Origin of the sequence: Mesorhizobium sp. WSM4904, assembly GCF_029674545.1 — a bacterium.
Taxonomy (GTDB): Bacteria; Pseudomonadota; Alphaproteobacteria; order Rhizobiales; family Rhizobiaceae; genus Mesorhizobium.
Window position 1 is genome coordinate 6,131,913 of record NZ_CP121354.1, and the last position, 22,374, is coordinate 6,154,286.

Consider the following 22,374-nt stretch of genomic DNA (forward strand, 5'->3'; position numbering starts at 1 on the left):
GCGGTACTGATGCGCTGGGTGCTCAGGATATTCAGCCTGCTCGCGCTTGCCGGGTTCTCGGCGGCAGTCTGGTATGCCGGGCCGCTGATCCGCTTTGCCGACACCCGTCCGCTCGGATCGGCCTGGCTGCGAGCGACGATCATCGGCGCGACCGTCGCGCTGCTCGCGCTCTTCTACGGCATCCGCTTCCGGCAAGGACGCAAGGCTCAAAGGGCGCTCGAGAAAGCGGTCGTCGCCGGCGACGACCGCAACGACGATTCACGGCTGCTCGAGGCGCGCATGGGCGAGGCCATCGCGACGCTGAAGCGGTCGAGCGGCAGGCGCAATTTCCTCTACGAGATCCCCTGGTACATCATCATCGGCCCGCCGGGAGCCGGCAAGACGACGGCGCTGGTGAATTCCGGGCTGAAATTTCCGCTTTCGGGCTCGGGCAATGCCCAGCCGGTGGCCGGCGTCGGCGGCACACGCTCATGCGACTGGTGGTTTACCGACGATGCCGTGCTGATCGACACCGCCGGCCGCTATACGACGCAGGAGTCGGACCGCGAGCGCGACAAGGCTAGCTGGCTCGCCTTCCTGACGCTGCTGAAGAAGCACCGCACCAGACAGCCGATCAACGGCGTGATCCTCGCCGTCAGCCTTGCCGATCTCATCGGCTTCGACGACCGGCAGCTCGACGCGCATGTCACCGAAATAAGGAGCCGGCTGCGCGAACTGCACGACACGCTGAAGATCCTGTTCCCGGTCTACCTGCTCTTCACCAAGGCCGACCTCGTCGCCGGCTTCATGGACTATTTCGGCGATTTCGACGAGGCGCGCCGGCGCAAGGTGTGGGGCGCGACCTTCCAAACCACCGACCGCAACAGGAACATGGTCGGCGAGGCCCCTGCCGAGTTCGACGCGCTGGCCGGGCAACTGGCGGACGAGATCGCCGATCGCCTGCAGGACGAGGCCGATCCGGTGGCGCGCATCGCGATTTTCGGCTTTCCGGCGCAGTTCGGCGCGCTGCGGACCCGCGTCGTGCGTTTCGTCACCAGCCTGTTCGACGCCTCGCGGGCGCAAGTGAACGTCAGCCTGCGCGGGCTCTATTTCTCGTCGGGCACGCAGGAAGGAACGCCGATCGACCAGGTGCTGGGCGCGATCGGACGCAGTTTCGGCAGCGCCTCGCAGGCGCATCTTTCCGGCTCCGGCAAGAGCTTCTTCCTGCATGACCTTCTGGCGCAGGTGATCTTCCCGGAAGCAGGCTGGGTTTCCTTCGACAGGACCGCGGAGCGGCGCGCCAGGCTCGCCAGATTCGGCGGCCTTGCCGCGATAGCCTTGGCGGCCTTAGCGGCGCTAGGCGTCCTGGGCCTCAGCTTCTTCGCCAACAAGTCGCTGATCGCCTCCACGAGGCAGGCGATGGCGCAGTATCGCGACAGCGCGGATTCGCTGCTCAAGAGCGCGACGGTGACCGATGTCGATCTCGAGAACGTCATCGGTCCGCTCGACCAGCTGCGCAACCTGCCGGCGGGATATGAAGCCGCCGGCCAATCGAAGCCGATCGAGGAGAGTTTCGGGCTCAGCCAACGGGAGAGACTTCTGTCGGCGTCCAAGACTGCCTACCGGCAGGCGCTGGAGCGAAGCTTCCGCTCCCGGCTTCTGGTTCAGGCGGAGCGGACGATCCAGGCCAAGATGGCCGATCCGATCGCGCTCTACGAACCGCTGAAGATCTATCTGATGCTGGGCGGCAAGGCGCCGAAGGTCGATGACGAGCTGATCGTGTCCTGGATGAAGCAGGACTGGGAGGAAAACCGCTACCCGGGCGAGAACAACCGCGAGGGCCGCGCGCAGCTCGAAAAACATCTGCGCGCGATGCTAACGCTCGATGACGCCTACGACCCGGTCTTCGAGCTCAACCAGCCGCTGGTCGAGGCGGCGCAACGCTCGCTCGGGCGCATGAGCCTTGCCGACCGCGCGTCGGCGCTGATCAGGTCGGCGGTCTACGCGGCAAGGCTCCAGGACTTTTCCGTTTCCGCGAAGGCCGGTCCGGAAGCGCAGCTCCTGTTCGAGCGCATAGATGGCAGCGAGCTCTCCGACCTTAACGTTCCCGGCCTCTACACCAAGGCGGGTTTCAACGGCTTCTATCTGCCGCAGCTTTCCCGCATGGCGCAAATGCTGGTCGAAGACCAATGGGTCCTCGGCGGCGGCGGCGAGCAAGGCAGCATCGACCAGGACCTGCCCCAGCTCGGCCCGGAGCTCATCGACCGCTACGGCAAGGAATTCGCTTCCGCCTGGAACGGCGCGCTCGACCAGCTGAAGTTGAAGGCGATGCTCAAGGACAAGCCGCAATATATCGCGCTGTCGGCCGCCGCGTCGCCGGGCTCGCCACTCGACCGGCTGTTCACGGCGATCGCCGATGAAACCGCGTTGACGAAAGACAGCGCCGCCTCCGAAGGCGAGACCGGCGCGGCGCAGCAGGACCCGGCTGTTATGGCCAAGGGCCTGGCCCGCATCGGCCTGCAGATCGCCGGCGGCAAGTCGCAAAGCCGCGCCGGGACAAACGCGCCCGCCACACAGAACGCCGGCGCCACGGTGGAAGCGCAGTTCAGGCCGTTCCAGGCGCTGGTAAGCGGCTCCGGCGGGCGCCGCCCGCTCGATGCGCTGACGCAGAATTTCCACGACATCTACCAGAGCGTGAAGCTGGCGGCGGACGTCCCCGCGCAGACGGAACGCGTCAACGCCAATTTGAAGCTGCAGATCTCGACGATGCGCGCCAATGCCTCGCGCCTGCCCAAGCAGCTCGCGCGCATGGTCGACGCGGCGGCGGACGAGTTCGAGGGCAACGTGGCCGAGACCTCGGTCGCCAATCTCAACCAGACGCTCGACGAGACGGTCACTCGCCCCTGCGAGGAAGCCGTCAACGGTCACTATCCCTTCGCAAGCGACGGCACGGAGGACATCTCGATGGCGGATTTCGCCAAGCTGTTCGCTCCGGGTGGCGTGATGGACCGGTTCTTCGCGCAGAACCTGGCGCCGATGATCGACATGACGGGTCAGGACTGGACCTGGAAGCAAGATGCGCACGCCGGCCGCGAGCTCGCCAAGTCGACCTTGAAGGCGTTCCAGTCGGCGGCGGAAATCCGCAGCGCCTTCTTCCCGTCCGGCGGTTCGACGCCGCTCGTCTCGATCACTTTCACGCCCACCTCGCTGAACAGCGAGGCCGACAGCGCGGTGCTCGATGTCGACGGGCAGACCGTCCAGAGCGCGCAGGCCGGCAACGCGCCGAGCACGGTGACATGGCCGAGCGGCGCCGCTTCTGGCTCAGCGAGCCTCAGCCTGACGCCGGAAATGCCGGGCCGCGAATCCGTCCTCAAATTCGAAGGGCCATGGGCGCTGAAGCGCCTCATGGACAAGGCGAGCGTCACCAGCAATGGCGGCAATACCGAAGCGCGCTTCGTGATCGGCGGGCGCGACGTCGCCTATACGCTGCAGCCCGGCTCGGCCGCCAATCCCCTCCTGTTACCGGCGCTGTCCGGGTTCAGCTGTCCGAAGGCATTCTGACATGGCGGCGTTCCAGAGCAGCACCAGCCCCGGCCTTCATTTCGGTACTCTAATGTATGCGCTTGTGGCAGAGTGGACTGGGCACGCGGCCCAAGGTTCGTCACAGAGGACGCTCGCGAAGCGCTTGATGGCAAATTGAGCACTGTCGCCCTTCCCATGGAAAGCTTCGCCGTCAGCCACAAGGGCTGCGTGCGCGACCACAACGAGGACAATTATCTCGTCGAGCCACAGACCGGCCTTTGGGTGGTGGCCGACGGGATGGGCGGACACGAGGCCGGCGAGGTCGCTTCGGCCAGCATCGTCGATCATCTCGCCACGATCGGCATCGCAAGTTCGGCACCGGACCTGCGCGCGCGCTTCGAGGATCGGCTGAGCCGCGCCAACACCGAGATCCGCAACATCTCGCGGTCGCGCGGCATCACCATCGGCTCCACATTCGCGGCGCTGCTCGCGATGGACGGGCGGTTCGCGGGCCTATGGGCCGGCGACAGCCGCATCTATCTGGTCCGCGGCGGTGCGATCTCGCAGATATCGAGGGATCATACCGAAGTGCAGGAGCTTCTCGATCGCGGCATGATCAGCGCGGAGGAAGCCCTCGCCTGGCCGCGCCGCAATGTGATCACGCATGCCGTCGGCGTCAGCGACGAGCTCGTGATCGATTTCCAGCAAGGCGAGCTGATGCCTGGTGACGTTTTCGTTCTGAGCACCGACGGGTTGACCGCGCATGTCAACGACGCCGAGATCGAAGCGGCGGTCAACTCAGGGCCACCACAGGCGGCGTGCGAGAAGCTGCTGGAGATGGTGCTGGCGCGCGGCGGAACGGACAATGTCACCGTCGTGCTGGTGAGGGTCGGCGACGGGCGCGACGGACAGCCGCGCCATGCAGATCGGTCCAAGGCGGAAGGCTGAGGCAGATGAGCGACGACGACAAGACGCGAATTTCGCCGAACCTGGCCTTTACGGGCGTGGGCACGCAGCTCAGCGGCATCTACGAGCTCGACGAGAGGATAGCTTCCGGCGGCATGGGCGAGGTCTATCGCGGCCACAACATCCAGACCGGTGACCATGTCGCGATCAAGATCGTGCTGCCCGAGTTCGCCCGCGACCAGACGATCCTGTCCCTGTTCCGCAAGGAAGCGTCGATCCTCAACCATCTGTCGCATGACGCGGTGGTGCGATACCACGTCTTCACCATCGATCCGGGGATCGGTCGTCCCTACCTTGCCATGGAGTTCGTGGACGGTCAGTCGCTGTTCGACGTCATGCGGCGCGGCCCGATGTCGCCGCCGGACGTGCGCAGGCTTTGCCATCGCCTCGCCTCCGGCCTGAGCGCCGTGCATCAGGCCGGCGCGGTCCATCGCGATCTCTCGCCCGACAACATCATCCTGCCGGGCGGCCGAGTCGATCGGGCGAAAATCATCGACTTCGGCATAGCGCGTTCGGCGACTGTCGGCGGCGAGACTCTGATCGGGGGAAAGTTTGCCGGCAAATACAACTACGTTTCGCCGGAACAGCTCGGCCTCTATGGCGGCGAGGTCAGCGAGCAGTCGGACATCTACAGCCTCGGGTTGGTTCTGGCCGCCGCGCTGCGCGGAAAGCCGCTCGACATGAGCGGCTCGCAGTTCGAGGTGGTCGAAAAGCGGTGGGCCGTGCCGGATTTGTCGGATATCGACCCCGATTTCCGCGCCCTCATCGAAGCGATGCTGCAGCCGAATCCTCGAGACCGGCCGGCGAGCATGGCCGAGATCGCCAGGGCGACGCGCGACGAAGATTTCGACGCGACCTTGCCGCCGCCCGCGTCTTTCGCCCCGCGCGAGCGCTCGGGCCTGCCGCGCGCCGGATGGACCGCGCTGCCGAACTCCGGCCCCCCGCCTTCGACCGTGCCCGGAGAACAACGCTTCGTCCCGCATGTGCGGCCGGCGCATCTGTCGGAGCCGCGGCCTTCGCCGCCGGCTGCACCGGCCGGCGCACCCACGCGACCCGCCGAGCGAAAGCCTTCTCGGATCCCGGCCATCGCGAGCGGCGTCGCGGTGCTGGCCGTCCTGGCGGGGGCTGGCGTCTATTTCAGCGGCGCCTTGACGCCACCGCCCGCCGTGGAAAAGCCCGAGCCTCTTACGCCGAAGCCGGCGGCAAAACCCGCGGCGGAAGCGCCCCAGCCGATAGCGGAGGCAAGCAGGCCTCAGCCGGAGACCCCGAAACCTCAGCCGCAAGCGCCGGCCGAGTCTCAGCCGAAAGCACCGAAGGCTCACAGTTCTGCCGCCGTTGAGCCGGCAAAGCCCGTCGCTCCGGCTCTGCCGCAACCGCAGGACAAGACCGTCCAGAAACAGACGCAAGCCGAGACAGAGCAGACACCGGAGCCAACGCAGCCTGCCCTTCCGGAGGGTCCCGCCAACAACAACCAGATGCAAGCCTCGCAGCCGGCAGAGGCCGAACCCACGCAGCCGCCAATAGGGAAATCACCGGCGCCTCCGCCGAAGGCCGCGGAAAACCAAAAACCATCGCAACCAGCCGGCGAGGTGCCGGTGGTCAAGCCGAACCAGACAGCGGAAAACACTCCGGCGTCGGAAGCAAAACCGCCGGCGGCCAAGCCCAGCGCGTCGGACCTCGTCGACGCACTGTCCAAATTGTCGAAGTCGAAAACGCCGGCGCCTCAAGTCACGGAAAACCAAAACCAGGCACCGGCTTCGCCGCTGTCGACAGCGCCCGAACCAGCCAGCAAACCGGCAACGCCGAGCGCATCGACGCAACCGGCGCCACTGCCGCAACCATCGTCTGCCAACAAGCAACCTCAGGATACGGACGTTGCCATAAACCTGCCCAAGCCGCAGATTCCGCCGCCGGCAAACAAAAACGACGAGCTGGCTCAGCGAGCCTCCTGGGTGCGCGACTTCAGCGGCGGCGATTGCTTCTACGCGAGCCTGACATCGGCAACGGACAGCGCCGCCACGATCGAAGGCTTCGGAACCGCGGTGCAGCCCTTCGAGCAGATGCTCAACGATTTCCAGTCGCGGTTCCACCTCGAGCCGGACATCAGCGTGCGCCTCATCGACCAGCCGCAATGCGAGGTGACCAATTTCCTGCGCTTCCTCGACCGCAGCGGCACAGAGCGGCCGCAGCTCGTTCTCGACCGGACGTCCGTGCCGGACGGCTCGCCGATCAGCGGCACGCTGGTGACGCGCGGCGGGCTCGTCTCCAACGTGATGCTGATCGATCACAAGGGGATCGCCTTCAACCTCGACGACCGCATGGTGGCGCAACTCGACAAGGCGACTTTCAGCATTCCGATCGGTCTCAGCACCGCCGACAAGGCGGCCGGCAAGGCCTTGCCGCAGATCATGCTGGTAATCACCGGACCTCAGGATATCCAGGCCGCGATGTTCTCGCGGCCGACGCCGGCCTCGGAACTGCTGCCCAAGATCCTCGAGGAGATCGAGGCCGACGGTTCCCAATTCTCCGCAACCGCCAAGTATTTCCGGCTTGGCGGATAGACATGGACGCCGATGGAACTCCGCCTGCCGCGTTCATTGTTCGAGCCAGCACCACGCAGGACGCGTGGACTGCTCATTCCGCCTGACCGCATGAGACTTGCAGTTCTTCTCGGCGCGGTACTGCTCTCGATCTTCCTGACCGGTAAGGCGCATGCCGAATTCACCGTCTGCAACCAGACGCTCGACGTCGTCAACCTCGCCGTCGGACAGAAAGTCGACGATGCCGACCAGACCGACGGCTGGTGGACCATCGGCGCCAACCAGTGCGTCAACGTCATCCGGGAGGAGCTGACCAACCGCTACATCTACATCTACGCGACCGACGTCTTCGGTCACGCGATCCTCGCCGGATCGACCGAGATGTGCATCGATCGGCGCCGCTTCTCGATCCGCGGCATCGACGAGTGCTGGCAGCGCGGCCATATCGCGGCGCGCTTCGTCGAGGTCGATACGCAGGAGCAGGTGCGCTGGACCTATTTCCTGACCGGAACCAGCCCGTGACGCACAGCATCGACACGAGCTTCAAATTGAAGAAGCAGGCGCGCCTGGCCGAGCGCCGGCGCAAGCTCTGGCTCTGGGTCCTTTCGAGCCTGGCCGCGCTCGCCGTCGTTTCGATCGCGACGGGTTTCTACCTTACCAAGGACTACTGGTCGTTCGGCGACGAGGACGAGGAACTGCACCCGGTCGAGGGCATGGAAGACGTGCCGCCCGACGCGTCGGTCTATGTGCCGGCCATCATCGACCTCGCCGGAGACCCGATGTGGATCACGCTTGCGCCCGACGCCGACACCGCAACGAAGGGCCACACCGTCGCGCGTCCGGCCGAGCTCGACGGTTCCGGCGCCTCGCCGCAGATCGAAATCCTCTCCGACGTCATGTTGAGCGCCAGCGAAAAATTCATGACGACGATCCCATCGACGCAAGAGGATTTCGCCTTCTTCCAGGCGCAGCGGCAGACCGCGCCGAAAGCCTCAGCGGCAGCGCCTGACGATCAGCAGGCCACCCTGCCGCCTGCCCCAGTTGCAACGGACGATCAGCAAGGCGATCTGGAAAACGATCTGCAGCCGGCGCCCGACGAGAGCGAAGCGCCTGCCGCCTCGGCGCCCAAGGCGGATGCCGGCGATCCGGAGGCCGGCTGGGGCGAGACCGTCGATCAGGGCGAAGCCGCCCTTCCCGCCTTCAAGAAGACCGAGATCGAGAACAACACGACCGTCGCCACCGTCACCAGCGAATACCAGCGCTTCGAGGCGACCGAGGACACGTTCGTAAAGATCCTCAACGACCGCAGCCTGGACAGCGTCGTCGCCGACGCGCATTTCTCCGCCGACGACGCCAAGCTCGCCGGCGAGGCGCTGAAGACGCTGTTCAACCGCGACGGCGTGGAGGCGGGCTATGTGGTGGCCATGCGCGGCTTCAGGCCGAACCGCGAGACGACGGCCATGTCGCTGATGCAGGTCTCGATCTATGCCAGGAACGTCTATGTCGGCACGCTGACGCGCAACGCTGCAGGCGCCTTCGTGTCGGGCGTCGACCCGTGGGTGCGCGAGGACCTGTTCAACTACTCCGGCGCGTCCGACCAGGGCGGACCCAAGCGACAGTACCGCCTGCTCGACGCGATCTATTCGACGGCCGCGCGCAACAAGGTTCCGACCAGCGTGATCGGCGAGGCGATCATGTATCTGTCGCGGGGACAGGACCTCGACGCCTTCGCCAGCGAGGACCAGCGCCTGGTGCTGATCTATTCGCAGACGCCGCGCGGCCAAAGCGAGATCTCCGGACGGGTCCTCTATGTCGGCGTCCAGGGCACGGAGAAGACCCTCGACTGTTTCGTCTACCAGCAGAGCGACGGCCAGTTCGCATGCGTCACGGGCAATGACGAGGTTCGTTCGCTGACCGTGACCAACGGCATGGTCACACCGGTCGCCGGGGTGATGACGTCGACCTTCGGCCCGCGCAAGCATCCCATCCTGGGCACCGTTCGCATCCACAAGGGGGTCGACTGGGCCGCGCCGGTCGGCACGCCGATCATGGCGGCCTTCGACGGCGAAATCAGCTTCCAGGGCGATGGCGGCGGCTACGGCAATCTGGTCAAGATCGCGCATGCCAACGGCCGTGAGACGCGTTACGCGCATATGCAAAAATTCGCCATCGCAAGCGGCGTCGGCACCAAGGTCAAGGCCGGCGACGTCATCGGCTATATCGGCACCACAGGGCTCTCGACCGGCCCGCATCTGCATTTCGAACTCTACCAGAACGGCGAAGCGATCGATCCGCTGGGGACGGTCACCGCGGTTGCCACTTATGCCTCCGGCGGTTCCGGCGATTCCGCCGTCGAGACGTTGACCGAACGCATCGTCCATGTCGAAAGCGGCGGCAGCGCGCGGGCCAAGAACCCGCTGTCCTCGGCGACCGGCGCCGGCCAGTTCATCACCAAGACCTGGATCCGGATGATGAACACCTATCGGCCGGATCTTGCCCGCACGCTGTCGACGGCCGACCTGCTCGCGCTTCGCTACGACGCCACGCTTTCGCGTGAAATGGTGCGCAACCTGGCGCGCGAGGGCGAAGCCTATCTTCGCGCGCGCGGCCACCAGATTACCGCCGGGCGGCTCTATCTCTGCCATTTCCTGGGCATGGAAGGCGCGGCCCAGGTTCTGGCGGCTCCGGGTTCGGCGCAACTGAGCGCCGTGCTCGGATCGGCCATCATCCAGGCCAATCCGTTCCTCACCGGCAAGACCACCGGCTATGTCATCGACTGGGCCGAGCGGAAGATGGGCCAAAGGGTGACCCGGCTGGCCTCCGACCAAGGCCAGCAGACGACCACGACGCAAATCCGGCAGACCTCGCCGGAATTCGAGAAATACAAACAGGCCGTCACGGCCCTCATCGGCTCGATCCAGGCCACGCTTTGAACGTGCCCGTCGCCGTGAGCTTGGCCGGCGCGCCATTGGTGTCGGCTCGGCGCCAGATGCCATAATTGCGCGGTGGGCGGCGTGCTGAACAAGCCCTGATAAAAACGGGAGCCCGGCCTAGAGACCGGGCTCCCGTTGATTGATGCTTTGTGCCGGCGGCTTATTCGGTCCTGATCCGCATCTCGACCCGGCGGTTGACCGGATCATACGGGTTGGCGACGCGCGGATGCGATTTGCCAAGGCCGATCGCCTCGAGCCGTGCGGCCTGAATGCCATTCGCGGTCAGGAAGGCGGCCACCGACTGCGCCCTTCTTTGCGACAGATCCTGATTGTAGCGGTCAGGGCCGGAAGCATCGGTATGGCCTTCGACGACGAAGCTGAACGTGCTCAGCCGGTTGTCCTTCAGCGCCTTGGCGAACTCGTCGAGTTCCGCGCGCGCCGTCGGGTCGAGCTGGGCCGAATCCAGCCCGAAATTGATCATCATATCGAGCCCGGTCTTGTTGGGGGCCGCGTTCTTTTCGTTCTTGCTCTTGCACTCTTCCTCTGTGCCGACGCAAATCCCGCGCGATGCGCCGAGATTGCCCGCGCCGGTGAAGAATTTCACGATGTCTTCCGATTTCTGAAGCGGATCAGCGGAAACGTGCGTCGAAAAAAGCACGGCCGCCAATGCAAAGGCTGAGCAGGCCCACCGCATGACCGTTACTCCCTGTTTGAGCGGATCTCGTCAAAGCGTGTCGCGTCGAAACCTGTTCGGGCGCCGCGCTTCAAGCCCTCATTTCATGCCCATCGTTTCCCCGAAACCGCTGCACGGTTTTGGGCGACATGCACCAGCGTGGACAATATCAAATTTCGCGTCGATTGTCTGTGAACAAACGCACGTTGAGAGCGCCCGCCGTTTGCTAAAGCTAAAGCTTGACCAACGCCTCCGCCGGGGCTTCAGTACCTTATTCCTAGTGAGGGCGTGGCAGCCATGGCGAGGGGGCTCCGGTTCAGGACGGCGCGGGATCTGTTCAGCGCTTGCCCTGCCGTCGCCCAGGACATGAAAGCGCCCCCAACCGATCAGCCTTCGATCGAGTTTTGCCGTACGCTGCTGGCCGGGCGCGTGCCGGAGGAGGCAATCACCTTCTGTGCCTATCTGCTGCCGGAGCGGGCCGCGGTCTGGTGGGCGCATGAGTGCCTGAGCAACCTTGCCGAACTCCTCGGCGACCGGGACCTCGAATTGCTGGCGCTCGTCAGCGACTGGGTCGGCGAACCCGGTAATCCCGACCATCGCACCGCGGTAGCCCAGGCCGTGGAAGTGCCGCCGGTGACGCCTGTTTCCTGGCTCGCTTTGGCGGCGGGTTGGCGCGACAGCGGCTCGGTCATCGATCAGGCCGCGGGCGGATTTCCGACCGCCCATGCCGTAAGCGCAGGGATTCTGGCAGGGCTTGCGCGTGTGTCGCTCGCGGACCGCCTCGCCGTCCTTTCGGCCTTCGTCGAGATGGGCATCCAGATGGCGGAGATGGAGGCGCAGCAGCAATCGGCCGACGTCTATTAAAGCGCGTCGCGATCTTTCAGATTCGCTCCATGCGCTTTAGGTTTTTGATTTTACGCATGTCTTTATCCCGAAACCGGTTCCCACTTTCGGGAGACATGCTTTAGCGGCTGCCGCGTATGGAAAATTCGAAGGGTCACGGGTGGAGGTAGCGCCGCTTACTTGCAGCCGCCTTGCGCCCACTTCGCCAGCGCCACCTTGAAGCGGGTTCCCAGCGGGTGCTGCAGGCGCAGCACCGAGACATCGTTGGCGGCGAAATTCTTCGCCTGCTCGCACAGCCGGGCCTCGTTCCATTGGTGGCAGCCGTCGCAGTGCTTGCCTTCCCAGACCGACTTGTCGAGGCCCTCCACCGGACTGAACAGCGGCTTGCCCTTGATCAGCTGGGCGATGCTCTTGCCGTCGATGGCCGGGTCGCCGAACTTGATCGGATGATCGAAAAGGATCGGTTCGTCCGTCGCCAGTTTCGGGATCTTCTGGCGCAGGACGTTGAGAGCCAGTTGATCGTCGGTCTGGCCCGGTGCGGCTCCAGTGTTGCGCGTATCGGAACCGCCTTCGGCCTTCGGGGCGCTCGCTTCGCCAACGATCAGCGGTGCATTGAGATCGACCTTGTGCAGGACGACCTCGGTGGTCAGCGAGACGTTGAGCCAAGGGCGCTGCTTGCCGGCCGTCGCCTTGAAGACGTCGCTGGTCACCCTGTTCATCGCCTCGGTGATGGAGACGTTGGATTCGCCGATATGCTGGATCAGCGCCGCGGTGAAAGGCGAGTGCTCGCCCGATCCGTCAAAGGCAAGCTGGTTAGGGCTGGCGGCGAAGGCGACGAGCGTGCCGGCGCCGCCGTTCTCGATCGGGATTTCGGCAAGGCCGCTGGCCGCGCCCTTGACGCCGGCGGTCTTGGCCAGCACTTCGGCCAGCGGGTTGTCGCGGCAGGCATCCAGGAACACCAGCCTGATGCTGGTCTCGCGCGACATCTGGCGCAGGACGAAATCGACCGACACGGCCTCGAAATCGAGCGAGGTTTCGTCCTCCAGCGCGGCGTCGACGGGAAGCAGGTAGTTCTTGCCCGCGACCTGCAGGCCATGGCCGGCATAGAAGAAGAGCGCGATGTCGGCGCCGCGCACCTGCTTGGCGAACTGAGCGACGGTGGTCTGCGTCTGCTGCTTGCTGAGGTCGTAGCCGGAAACCACCTCGAAGCCCAGGTCCTGCAGGCGCGCGGCCATGGCCTGGGCGTCGCGCACCGGGTTGGTGAGCGGCGCCGCGTGCTGATACTGCGAGTTGCCGAGCACCAGCGCGACGCGGCGTTCGGCGCTGGCGGCGGTCAAAGTCAGGAGCACGGCAAGCACAGCGATCCCGACGGCGCGAAACAGGCAGCCGCAGCTGGCGATCCGATCGGGGCTCACCCGCGACCTCAGTTCGCGAGCTTGGTGGCGGAGAACTCGATCCGCCGGTTGAGCGCCTTGTTCTTGGGCGTATCGTTGGCGGCGACAGGCCGTTCCTCGCCATAGCCGGCGGCGCTGATCTGGTTGCGCGGCACGCCGTCGGCGACCAGCGCGTCGGCGACCGCCTGCGCCCGCCGTTCGGAGAGCGCCTTGTTGGCCTCGGGCGATCCGTCGGAATCGGTATGGCCCGAAACCTCGACCTTGAGGGCCGGGCATTTGCCGACGACCCCTTCGACCTCCGCCAGCAGCGGGCGGCTCTTGGCATCGAGCCTCGCGCTCGCCTGCCGGAAGTAGATGGCGCCGGTGTGCGAGAGCACGGCAAACCTGTTCAGGCACTCCTCGTCGCTGAAATTCGATTTGGCGGCATCGGTGGCGACCGGCCCGACGTCGGCGGCACTTGCCGCGACCGTCTGGACCGCGGTCGGCTTGCTGCCATCGGCGGTGAAGACGAAATCGAAGGAAACCGAGGCGGTCGGCACGATGTTGGTCACATTGGCCGCCTGCTGCAGCTTGTCGACGTTGGGAAGCAGGCCGAAATCCTCGACATGGACCGCGACGGGCGCTTCCGAGGCGACGGAGACCTGGGAGTCGCTGATCATGGTGACGACGATGCTGGCTTCGAGGTCCTTGTCGACACCATGGAGGCTGAGGCGAAAGGGCAAGGTCGCCTTGATCCTGCGTTTTGTAGGCAAGTCGGCGAATGCGGCAGGGTCCACCTTCGCTGTCAATTCGGCCGTCGGGTACTTGAAGGTCTCGAAGAACAGGAAGCGCATGCGGACGTTGCGAAGGTCGACGCCGGTATCGACCGAATTGAGGTCGAAGCTGATCTTGGCATCACCGGCCGAGCTCAGCGTGCCGGTGATGTTCCTGATCTTGTTGGTCTCGACGATCGTGTTCTTCTTGACCGACTGATAGGTGAGCACCGAAGCGGAGGGATCGAGCGTCCAGTTCGGCGCAGCGTTGGCGGCCGGCGGCTGGAGCAGCAGCAAAGCGAACAGCGCGGCGACGATGAAACCCGCGGCCCGCGCGGCGGTTTGCAACCGCATAGTCCACCAGAATGCGACGACTTCGACCATGGAACGCCCCCCAAGGACAACCCTATATCGATACCGGCACGTGCCGAGAGCATAGAGCACTTGCTTCGGCTTGGCGAGCGGTTCGAGCTACGCGGAACGATGTTGCTGTTAACGGGGGCTTATCACCAGCCGCCGCCACCACCACCGCCACTGCCACCGCCGCCCAAGGGCGCAATGACAGGTGTGGTTTCGGTCTGAACGGGCGCAGCCGAGGTTGTGGCTATGACCTTCTTCTTCTTCACGACCTTTGGCGCGGTTGTCGTGCGAACGACCTTCGGCTGAGGTTTCGCCGCTACCGGCACCGGCTCCGGCTTGGGCGGCAATAAGGACGTACAGCCCATGAGCGCCGCCAAAACGGCGGAGAGAGTTGTTCCGACGATTGCCTGTTTCAATGCCCTGCCCACCATTGCCTCCCTGTTGATCAGAACAAGTCCCGACGTGGGTTGGCTTGTTCCCAGACAGCCCTGGCCGTCTTGACCAGTTGGTCGTCGAGCGAACCGCCTGTCGCGATTTTCGATTTGAGTTCCGAACGAAGTTGTTTCAACGCCGCCGTCTTGGCCTTTGCCGGGAATTGCGCCAACGTGGTCTGGGCGCTCGGCAACTCGTTACGAAGATCGAGTCCGACCGCGAATGCGAGATAGCGGATGGCCACGGTCTGGTCCGCCTTTGCGCCCTTCTGCATCTCGAGCGCCGCGCGATCATATGCGCCGGAATAGTCGCCGCGGGCGGCTGCCATCTCAAACAGCCTTTGCGCTTGGTCTAGATTCTGCGCCACGCCAACGCCGTCCCTATACATACGCCCAAGGCTGCCAGGAGCATAAGGCTGGCCGAGATCCATGGCCCGTTGGAAAAGCGCCTGCGCCTGCTTCGGGTCCTTCTCCACGCCGCGACCGGAAAGATAATTGCGACCGAGGATGTTCATCGAATACATATCCTGCCGCTCGACTCCGGCCTTCAGAAAGGCCACAGCGCGATCCGGATCCGCAGGGACGCCGTTGCGGCCCTCGGTAAAGATCGCGGCGAGGTCGTTCATGGCGTAGGTATGGCCCATCGCAGCCGCTTTCAGCAGCAGATCCAGCCCCTTGCCGGTATCGCGCTGAACGCCAAGTCCATTGAACAAGGCCCGGCCCCAGGCGGTCATTCCGTACGGATCGCCTTTGTCAGACGCCTTTAAGTAGAAGCCATTGGCCTTCGTGGGATCGACAGCCGTCCCTATTCCGGACGAGGCGATATACCCAAGCTCGAACACCGCACGGACGTGCCCCTTGTCGGCGGCCTCCTGGATCGCCTTCCTGGCCTCGTCGACCTTGCCGACCGCAAGCAGCGCGCGCCCGAGTTCGTAGCGGAAGCGGGCGACATCGGGATAGGCCTTCACGGCCGCCCGGCAGACGTCCACCGCGTTGCTGCTGATTTCGTTCGGCAGCAGGCCCGGAACGACGCCCTGCAGGTCGAGCGGCTCGCCGGCTTCCCTGTCACAGGGCTCGACGCTCGGCGACAACTTCATCGTCGCCGGCTTGGGCGACGCGTTGCCGGCCTTGATTTCGAGGCCGACTATCAGCGGCTTGTCGGCGCCGATCTGCGGTTCGTAGCGCAAATGGTCGACTTCATCGGCCATCAGGCTGGAATCGGGCGACAGGGTCCGGTCCGGCAGCGACAGCGTTCCGGTTGCCGGATAGCTTGCGAGCTTCAGGCTGACAGCAGGGTCCTTGGTCGGGAAATCCAGCTTCAGCGGCACCGGGCCGACGCCGACCGGGACGCTGATGTCGCGCTTCTCGATGGCCTCGGCGGCGCCGGTGATATGGATGCCGCGCTCCAGCACCTGTTGTTTCTGCTCGGCCTCGAGCGAGGCCACGAGCTGCTGACCCGCGGCGCCCTCGCCGTTCTTGACCCGGAAGACCAATATGCCCTGGGATTCACCGCCCCAATTGTCGCGCGTGGCATAGGCCAGCATGTCGACCTCTTCCTGCCCGCCCGTGCCCTTTGGCACGTCCATCGCAAGGCGCGGCAGGTCCTTGCCGGCGATGGGCTCGCCGGTGGCGACAGGCTTGCCGTCGAGCACCAGGCGTCCAAGCGCCGGCGGCCTCTCGATGCTGATGGTGACGGCGCCGCCGTCGACATCGACCGGCTCGGGCAGGTCGAGCGCGACGGGGCCGACGCCCGACGGTACGACTTTTTCCAGCACTGGCGGCAATGCCGGGCGGCTGGCGCGGCGCATCAGCACCACCTCGTCGATCAGCGAGGAGTTTTCCCAGGGAACCTGCTTGCCCCTCGTTGCCTCGACCACGTCGCGGCGCACGGCGGCCATCACCGTGCGTATCTCCTGGTTCGGCGCCAGCGCGCGACGCGAAAAGGCGGAGGAGAAGGGACTGAGGTCGCCGGTGCCGTCAAAGGCAACCGCCCCCGGTTCGGTGGCGAAGGCAATCAGCGTGTTCAGAGAGCTCTTCACCTGGGCAAGGCCGGTGCCGCCCGCCGCGATCAGCTGGTCGCGCAGCCAATAGTCCTTGCGCGGAAACGGATTGTTGCGGCAGGCATCGAGGATGATCACCTGGATCTTCGACTTCGAGCGCATCTGCTCCAGCACATCGTCGAGCTTGATGGCCTGGACCTCGATGTCGGCCGCGGCCTTCAACGAGGCGTCGACAGGAATCAGGAAATTCTCGCCGCCGATCTGAAAGCCGTGGCCGGAATAATAGACGACGGCGAGATCGGCGCCGTCCGCCGCGGCAAGATAGTTGCGGAACTGCTCCTCGAACTGAAGCTTGGTGAGATCCTTGGCGACGAACACGTCGAAGCCGGCAAGACGGAACGTGTTCGAGACGTCCTCGGCATCCTTGTCCGGGTTCTTGAGGGCCGGGATGTCGCGGTATTCGGAATTGCCGATCACAAAGGCAACCCTGCGATCGGCGTGAGCATCGAGCGTCGCGAAGCCCACGAGGATCAAGGCTGCAAGGAACGCGCAGCATCGCAGCATGGCAAATCCTTAACTGCTATGACCTGTCGGCCACAGCAATGCAGCTTGCGGCGTCGAGGTCTGTTAAAGAGTTCACAATCTGCCGGGACCGGAGCAGACCGCATGCATAACGACAGCAAGCATGCGTCTCATCCAACCAAGTTCTAAAATACTCCAGAGGCGTGGAGGCCGCAATGATCGGACGCGTTGGACTGCCGGATTGCGTCGCGGGCATCCGACCTCAGCTTTAGGGCTTCCCCGGGCGTTGGGTTGCCTATGCCAGCCGCGCTGCGTGCCACTTCAGGTGGTCGTCCATGAAGGTCGAGATGAAGTTGTAGGAATGGTCGTAGCCTTCCTGCATGCGCAGCGTCAGCGCGATGCCCGCCTTCCCGCAGGCGTCTTCGAGCAGCCACGGACGCAGGCCGTCCTGGAGGAAGCCGTCGGCGGTGCCCTGGTCGACCAGCAATTCGCCGTAACGATGGCCGTCCTCGATCAGCAGCGTGGCATCGTAGGCGCGCCAGCTCTTTTCGTCCGGCCCGAGATATTTTTCGAACGCCGGCCGCGACCAGCCCGCCGTCGTCGGCTGCACGATCGGCGCGAAGGCCGAGCAGCTCCGGAAGCGCCCGGGGTTCTTCAGCGCGATCGTCAGCGCGCCGTGGCCGCCCATCGAATGGCCGAAGATGGACTGGCGCGACATGTCGACGGGGAAATTGGCGGCGACGAGCGCCGGCAGTTCCTCGGTGACGTAGGAATACATGCGGTAGTTTTTCGCATAAGGGGCCTGGGTGGCGTCGACGTAGAAGCCGGCGCCGCAGCCGAACTGCCAATTGTCCTTTTCGTCCGGAACATCGGGGCCGCGCGGGCTGGTGTCGGGGCATATGATGACGAGGCCCAGCTCGGCCGCCAGGCGCCGGTATTCGCCCTTGTCCATGACATTGGCATGGGTGCAGGTGAGGCCCGACAGATACCAGAGCACCGGCACATGACCCTTCGCTGCCTGGGGCGGCGCGAAGACGGCGAAGGTCATGTCGCAGGCGCAGGTCTCCGAGGCGTGCGAGTAGACGCCCTGGATACCGCCATGCGATTTGGAGGTGGAAAGGACGTTCATCGGTTCTGCCTTTCTCGTCAGGGGATGTCGGGTCCGGCATAGCCGCCGAACCTCGCGCCCGCAACCTTGCGCCTCGCAAAACCGTGCCGGGTTGTTCGTCGAGTGCTGCTATGACCGCGCTGTAGAAACCGACTGGAATGGATCATAGCCCGATCGAGATGCGAAATGAGAGCTGATGCGCCGCGCGAAGTCGTGATTGCCGTGGCACCGAATGGCGGCCGGCGCACGAAAGCCGATCATCCGGCAATACCGCTGACGGCGGCCGAACTTGCGCGCACGGCCGCCGAGTGCCTGGAGGCCGGCGCGGGCATGATCCATGTGCACATACGCCGGCCTGACGGGCGCCACCTGCTCGACGCCGATGCCTACAGACAGGCCATCGCAGCGATCCGCGCGGAAGTCGGCGAGCGTCTGATAATCCAGATCACCACCGAGGCGCTTGGCATCTACGGCCCGGCGGAACAGGCGGCGGTCCTAAAAGCGGTAAGGCCCGAGGCAGCCTCGCTGGCGTTTCGGGAATTTGCGCCTGATGCCGCCTCGGGCCCGGCCTTCGCCGATCTGCTGGACTGGATGAAGGAACACGGCGTGCTGCCGCAGATCATCCTCTACGATTCTTCAGAAGCCGTTCGCCTGGCCGGCATGATCAAGCGCGGTTCGGTGCCTTGGACCGACATGCCGGTCCTCTACGTGCTCGGACGCTACACCGTTTCGCAGACCTCGCGGCCTGCGGACCTGCTGCCTTTCCTCATGCCAGGCGCGCCGCAATTCTCCAACTGGAGCGTGTGCGCATTCGGCAAGCTTGAAGCTGCCTGCGTCGTCGCGGCCGCATTGCTGGGCGGCCATGTGCGGGTCGGCTTCGAGAACAATTTTCATTTGCCCGACGGCCGGCTGGCAGGCGGCAACGCGGCTCTGGTCGAGACGGTCGCAAGCGCCGTCGAGCGGCTCGGATACGGCCTCGCCGACGCCGCCGCGGCCCGCAGGCTGCTTTGCGCGCGATGACGGCGTCGCGACAGTGTCGGCATCGTCAAACGATAAGCTGCTCGATCCTGATCGGCAGATCGCGGATGCGCTTGCCCGTCGCATGGTAGACCGCGCTGGCAACGGCGGCGGCCGTGCCGACATTGCCCAGTTCGCCCAGGCCCTTGACACCGGCCGGATTGACAGCGTGGTCCACCTCCGGGACCAGGATCACCTGCAGATCCCTGATGTCGGCGTTGACCGGCACGAGGTAATCCTGCAGGTCGCGGTTGACGTAACGGGCATAGCGCCCGTCGACCTCGGTCGCCTCATGCAGCGCCTGGCCGATGCCCCAGATCATGCCGCCCATCAGCTGGCTGCGCGCGGTACGCGTGTTCATGATGCGGCCGGCCGCGAAGGCGCCGACGATGCGCGGCACGCGGATTTCCCTGGTGTAGCTGTTGATGCGGACTTCGACGAACTCCGCGCCGAAGGCGTATTTCACCGAATCCTCATCGTGCTCGCCGCCATGGAATTCCGGCAGGCCGGCATAGAGCTTCTTCAGCGCCCCCGGCGTCGCGCCCTTGGGCGCGAACTCGGCATATTCGTCGATCGCGCCGACCTGCATGATCTTGAAGACATCCTCGATCTTCGCCGAGGCGCCGCCCTTCGCAAGGATCTTCCCGGCGGCGAAATCCAGTTCCTCGTTGTGGGAACCGGCAAGCGGGGCGCCTTCGCCTGTCGCGGCCGCGGCAAGCTTCGCCCGGATCGCATCGCAGGCCTTGAGCACCGCCGAGCAAACGCTCGCGGTGGAAATCGAGCCGCCCGACACCGGGGCCGGCGGCAGGCTGCTGTCGCCCATTTCGACATTCACCTTGCCGACCGGGATGCCAAGACGTTCCGAAGCCATCTGAGCGGCCACGGTGCGGACGCCGGTGCCGATCTCGTGCGAGCCGCACTGCACCTTGACATCGCCGTCGGACGTCAAGCGCACACGCGCGGCACATGGCGCCGCGGCGGTCGGATAGATGGCCGTGGCACAGCCCATGCCGACCAGCCAGTCTCCATCGCGCATCGCCCCGACCTTGGGATCCCGCTTCGCCCAGCCGAAGGCGTCGGCCGCCTGTTCGTAGCACTGGACCAGCGAGCGGCTGGAGAAGGGCTTCCTCCCGATGGGTTCCGTCTTCGGCTCATTGATCCGGCGGAACTCGACCGGGTCCATGCCGAGCGCCACCGCCGTCTCGTCCATCGCGTTTTCCAGCGCGTAGACATAAGGCGTCTCCGGCGGCGAGCGCATATAACCCGGTGTGTTGCGGTCGGCCTCGACCAGCGAGACATGGGTCAGCACCGAGCCGTAATCGTACATGCGGCCGGTAGCCGAAGTGCCGGCGACGACGTAGGCATCCGGACGCGACGTCACCTCCCAGCCTTCATGCGCGAAGGCGGTGATGCGTCCGTCCCTGCCCGCCCCGATCCGGATGCGATGGCGGGTTTCGGCCCGATAAGTCTGGGTGCCGAAGGCCTGCATGCGGCTCGTAACGCAACGCACGGGCCGGCCGAGACGCTTGGCGGCGACGGCGACGATCGCGGTGCGTGACGTCATTGGCCCCTTCGAGCCGAACGCCCCGCCGATGAAGGGACTGAGGATGCGCACATTCGCAGGATCGATCTTCAGCTGCCGCGCAAGCTCGGACTTCCAGCCAGTGACGTTCTGCGACGGCTCATGGACGATGAGCTGATCGCCCTGCCAGAGCGCCGTTGTCGAGAACAGCTCGATCGGATTGTGATGCTGGGTCGGCGTCGAATAGCGCGCGTCGATCTTGACCGGAGCCGCGGCATAGGCGGCGTCGAAATCGCCGGCCTTCACATCCTCCTTGTGCATGGGGTTCTTTCCGGCAGCATCAACAGTCTTCGTGCCCGGACTGTCGAAGCTCGCGGTCGGCTTTTCCTCCTCATACTCGGCGTGGATCAACTGCGCCGCCTCTTCCGCCGCCTCGAATGTCTCGGCAACGGCCAAGGCGATGATCTGCCCATCGTGGAAGATCGTGCGGTCATGCAGCGGTCCGATCGAGTTTGCACTGCCATTGCCGAACTTCGGCCTGTCGACCTTATCCATGTCGCCGTATGTCACGATATCGAGCAGGCCCGGCACCGCACGAGCCTCATCGAGATGAAGCTTGGCCACCTTGCCCTTGGCGATGCTGCTCGTTGCAAGCGCGCCATAGGCGATGTTGGCCGCCGGCAAATCAGCCGGATAGCCGGCCTGCCCGGTGACTTTCAGCCGCGCATCGATGCGTGGCAGCGGTTCGCCCATGTTCTCCTTGGGCCTTGGAGCGGCTGCGTCCATGGTCACACCTTCATGTCTCGGGTTTCGAGCAGCGCGCGCACCAGCGTTCGTTTGCCGAGCTCGATCTTGAACGCGTTGTGCTGGCGCGGTTCGGCATCGGCAAAGGCGGCGTCCGCCGCAGCACCCGCCGATGTCTCGTCGAGCTTCTTGCCTTGCAAGGCCGCCTCGGCTGTCTTGGCGCGCCAGGGCACGGTCGCCACGCCGCCGAGCGCGATCCGCGCCTCGCGGACGCTGTCGCCGTCGAGATCGAGCGCAACGGCCGCCGAAGCCAGCGCAAAGGCGTAGGATTCGCGGTCGCGGATCTTCAGGTAACGCGAGCGCGTGGCCCAGGGGATGGCGGGCACCTCGATGGCGGTGATGATCTCGTCGGCCGCCAGATCGGTCTCGATATGCGGCGTGTCACCGGGCAGCCGATGCAGCCTGGCGAAGGGAATCTTCCGCGCTCCGCGCGAGCCCTCGGCACGAACGACGGCGTCGAGCGCGATCAAGGCCTGGGCAAAATCGCCGTGATAGGTGGCTATGCAGGCATCGCTGGCGCCCAGCACCGCGTGCTGACGGTTGAAGCCTTCCATCGCCGCGCAGCCCGAGCCCGGCATCCGCTTGTTGCAGGCCCAGGAGGTCTCGCGGAAATATTCGCAGCGCGTTCGCTGCAGCACGTTGCCGGCAAGGCTCGCCATGTTGCGAATCTGGCCGCTTGCCGCCAATCTCAGGCTATCGGCAATGACGGGATAGCGGCGTTTGACTTCGCCGTGGTCAGCGGCCTCTCCCATCCGTACCAGGGCGCCGAAGCGGACGCCGTCGTCGCTGACCCGGATCTGCCTGAGCGCCGGCTCCTCAAGCCGGTTGAGGTCCAGCAGCCGGCCGGGCGCGGCCACGCCAAGCTTCATGTAGTCGGCGAGATTGGTGCCGCCGGCGATGAATTGCGCGTTCGCCCGCGTCGGCTGGTCGTCGTCGGTCGTAAAGCGGGAGGCGATGGCGACCGCGGCGGAAATGTCCGCCGGCCGTTCATAGATGAAAGGGCGCATG

Annotated in this window: 15 protein-coding genes; 7 read left to right on the forward strand and 8 right to left on the reverse strand. The window is 65.2% G+C overall.

Annotation, left to right across the window (positions count from 1 at the left end; translation table 11 throughout):
* The first annotated feature begins 9 nt into the window (after positions 1-9).
* The 5 genes from tssM to QAZ47_RS29800 all read left to right on the forward strand — a co-directional run bounded on the left by tssM (position 10) and on the right by QAZ47_RS29800 (position 9,940).
* The gene (gene tssM / locus QAZ47_RS29780; protein WP_278231757.1) at positions 10-3,540 is read left to right on the forward strand and encodes a type VI secretion system membrane subunit TssM; all 3,531 of its coding nucleotides are present in this window, start codon (positions 10-12) and stop codon (positions 3,538-3,540) included.
* Positions 3,541-3,675: 135 nt separating this feature from the next.
* On the forward strand, positions 3,676-4,449 hold the full coding sequence (locus QAZ47_RS29785) for a protein phosphatase 2C domain-containing protein (protein WP_278231758.1): 774 nt from the start codon (positions 3,676-3,678) through the stop codon (positions 4,447-4,449).
* A gap of 5 nt (positions 4,450-4,454) precedes the next feature.
* On the forward strand, positions 4,455-7,028 hold the full coding sequence (locus QAZ47_RS29790) for a serine/threonine protein kinase (RefSeq protein ID WP_278231759.1): 2,574 nt from the start codon (positions 4,455-4,457) through the stop codon (positions 7,026-7,028).
* A gap of 90 nt (positions 7,029-7,118) precedes the next feature.
* On the forward strand, positions 7,119-7,529 hold the full coding sequence (locus tag QAZ47_RS29795) for a DUF1036 domain-containing protein (protein WP_278231760.1): 411 nt from the start codon (positions 7,119-7,121) through the stop codon (positions 7,527-7,529).
* The gene (locus tag QAZ47_RS29800; protein WP_278231761.1) at positions 7,526-9,940 is read left to right on the forward strand and encodes a M23 family metallopeptidase; all 2,415 of its coding nucleotides are present in this window, start codon (positions 7,526-7,528) and stop codon (positions 9,938-9,940) included. Before QAZ47_RS29795 ends, QAZ47_RS29800 begins: the two co-directional genes overlap by 4 nt.
* Positions 9,941-10,100: 160 nt before the next feature.
* Here the strand turns inward: QAZ47_RS29800 and QAZ47_RS29805 are convergent, their stop codons facing one another.
* The gene (locus QAZ47_RS29805; protein WP_278231762.1) at positions 10,101-10,634 is read right to left on the reverse strand and encodes an OmpA family protein; all 534 of its coding nucleotides are present in this window, start codon (positions 10,632-10,634) and stop codon (positions 10,101-10,103) included.
* A gap of 345 nt (positions 10,635-10,979) precedes the next feature.
* On the opposite strand from QAZ47_RS29805, the gene QAZ47_RS29810 reads away from it, so the two are divergent.
* On the forward strand, positions 10,980-11,477 hold the full coding sequence (locus tag QAZ47_RS29810) for a hypothetical protein (RefSeq protein WP_278231763.1): 498 nt from the start codon (positions 10,980-10,982) through the stop codon (positions 11,475-11,477).
* 155 nt (positions 11,478-11,632) lie between these two features.
* On the opposite strand, the gene QAZ47_RS29815 is transcribed toward QAZ47_RS29810, so the two are convergent.
* The 5 genes from QAZ47_RS29815 to fghA form a co-directional block, all read right to left on the reverse strand.
* Positions 11,633-12,871 carry a caspase domain-containing protein gene (locus QAZ47_RS29815; RefSeq protein ID WP_278231764.1) on the reverse strand — a complete coding sequence of 413 codons (1,239 nt, stop codon included), beginning with the start codon at positions 12,869-12,871 and terminating at the stop codon, positions 11,633-11,635.
* An 8-nt stretch (positions 12,872-12,879) separates the two neighbouring features.
* Positions 12,880-13,986 (reverse strand): OmpA family protein, encoded by a 1,107-nt coding sequence (locus QAZ47_RS29820; RefSeq protein WP_278231765.1) that lies wholly within the window; start codon positions 13,984-13,986, stop codon positions 12,880-12,882.
* 122 nt (positions 13,987-14,108) lie between these two features.
* Positions 14,109-14,378: a hypothetical protein gene (locus QAZ47_RS29825; RefSeq protein ID WP_278231766.1), complete on the reverse strand. Its 270-nt coding sequence runs from the start codon at positions 14,376-14,378 to the stop codon at positions 14,109-14,111.
* A gap of 29 nt (positions 14,379-14,407) precedes the next feature.
* On the reverse strand, positions 14,408-16,957 hold the full coding sequence (locus QAZ47_RS29830) for a caspase family protein (protein ID WP_278231767.1): 2,550 nt from the start codon (positions 16,955-16,957) through the stop codon (positions 14,408-14,410).
* Between the two features lie 253 nt (positions 16,958-17,210).
* On the reverse strand, positions 17,211-18,044 hold the full coding sequence (fghA, locus tag QAZ47_RS29835) for an S-formylglutathione hydrolase (protein ID WP_278231768.1): 834 nt from the start codon (positions 18,042-18,044) through the stop codon (positions 17,211-17,213).
* A gap of 165 nt (positions 18,045-18,209) precedes the next feature.
* On the opposite strand from fghA, the gene QAZ47_RS29840 reads away from it, so the two are divergent.
* Positions 18,210-19,043, forward strand: coding sequence for a 3-keto-5-aminohexanoate cleavage protein (locus QAZ47_RS29840; protein WP_278231769.1), 834 nt, complete (start codon positions 18,210-18,212; stop codon positions 19,041-19,043).
* A 25-nt stretch (positions 19,044-19,068) separates the two neighbouring features.
* Here QAZ47_RS29840 and QAZ47_RS29845 read toward each other — a convergent pair whose 3' ends face one another.
* Together QAZ47_RS29845 and QAZ47_RS29850 are read right to left on the reverse strand one after the other, a co-directional pair.
* Positions 19,069-21,348, reverse strand: a complete 2,280-nt coding sequence (locus QAZ47_RS29845) for a xanthine dehydrogenase family protein molybdopterin-binding subunit (RefSeq protein ID WP_278231770.1) — start codon at positions 21,346-21,348, stop codon at positions 19,069-19,071.
* 2 nt (positions 21,349-21,350) lie between these two features.
* Positions 21,351-22,373, reverse strand: coding sequence for a xanthine dehydrogenase family protein subunit M (locus tag QAZ47_RS29850; protein ID WP_278231771.1), 1,023 nt, complete (start codon positions 22,371-22,373; stop codon positions 21,351-21,353).
* Position 22,374 lies beyond the last annotated feature (1 nt).

What these genes read in the sequence shown, in the direction of transcription:
- tssM (WP_278231757.1), top strand. Translation starts at nt 10, where the DNA reads ATGCGCTGGGTGCTCAGGATATTCAGCCTGCTCGCGCTTGCCGGGTTC.
- QAZ47_RS29790 (WP_278231759.1), top strand. Translation starts at nt 4,455, where the DNA reads ATGAGCGACGACGACAAGACGCGAATTTCGCCGAACCTGGCCTTTACG.
- QAZ47_RS29795 (WP_278231760.1), top strand. Translation starts at nt 7,119, where the DNA reads ATGAGACTTGCAGTTCTTCTCGGCGCGGTACTGCTCTCGATCTTCCTG.
- QAZ47_RS29805 (WP_278231762.1), bottom strand. Translation starts at nt 10,634, where the DNA reads ATGCGGTGGGCCTGCTCAGCCTTTGCATTGGCGGCCGTGCTTTTTTCG.
- QAZ47_RS29810 (WP_278231763.1), top strand. Translation starts at nt 10,980, where the DNA reads ATGAAAGCGCCCCCAACCGATCAGCCTTCGATCGAGTTTTGCCGTACG.
- QAZ47_RS29820 (WP_278231765.1), bottom strand. Translation starts at nt 13,986, where the DNA reads ATGGTCGAAGTCGTCGCATTCTGGTGGACTATGCGGTTGCAAACCGCC.
- QAZ47_RS29830 (WP_278231767.1), bottom strand. Translation starts at nt 16,957, where the DNA reads ATGCTGCGATGCTGCGCGTTCCTTGCAGCCTTGATCCTCGTGGGCTTC.
- fghA (WP_278231768.1), bottom strand. Translation starts at nt 18,044, where the DNA reads ATGAACGTCCTTTCCACCTCCAAATCGCATGGCGGTATCCAGGGCGTC.
- QAZ47_RS29840 (WP_278231769.1), top strand. Translation starts at nt 18,210, where the DNA reads ATGAGAGCTGATGCGCCGCGCGAAGTCGTGATTGCCGTGGCACCGAAT.
- QAZ47_RS29845 (WP_278231770.1), bottom strand. Translation starts at nt 21,348, where the DNA reads ATGGACGCAGCCGCTCCAAGGCCCAAGGAGAACATGGGCGAACCGCTG.
- QAZ47_RS29850 (WP_278231771.1), bottom strand. Translation starts at nt 22,373, where the DNA reads ATGCGCCCTTTCATCTATGAACGGCCGGCGGACATTTCCGCCGCGGTC.